The 368-nt window shown below is 62.0% G+C and carries 1 protein-coding gene; it reads left to right on the top strand.

The window, feature by feature from the left end; genetic code table 11:
- On the top strand, nucleotides 1–368 hold a 368-nt coding region (gene phzA, locus HMPREF2924_RS10640), incomplete at both ends, for a phenazine biosynthesis protein PhzA (protein ID WP_049237415.1).

Raw genomic sequence — 368 nt, 5'->3', positions numbered from 1 at the left:
CAGCGGCACAGCCTGTTCGTCGAGGACGGCTGCGCCGGCAACTGGACCACGGAAAGCGGCGAACCCCTGGTTTTCCGGGGCCATGAGAGCCTCAGGCGGCTCGCCGAGTGGCTCGAGCGCTGCTTCCCCGACTGGGAGTGGCACAACGTGCGGATCTTCGAGACCGAGGATCCGAACCACTTCTGGGTCGAGTGCGACGGGCGCGGCAAGGCGCTGGTCCCGGGGTATCCGCAGGGCTATTGCGAGAACCACTACATCCACTCCTTCGAACTCGAGAACGGCCGGATAAAACGCAATCGCGAGTTCATGAACCCGATGCAGAAATTGCGTGCATTGGGAATAGCCGTTCCGCAAATAAAACGTGACGG

Origin of the sequence: Pseudomonas sp. HMSC063H08, assembly GCF_001813645.1 — a bacterium.
In the GTDB taxonomy this organism is placed as follows: Bacteria; Pseudomonadota; Gammaproteobacteria; order Pseudomonadales; family Pseudomonadaceae; genus Pseudomonas; species Pseudomonas aeruginosa.
The sequence above is the reverse complement of the archived record's forward strand: the minus strand, read 5'-3'. Positions and strand labels throughout refer to the sequence as shown.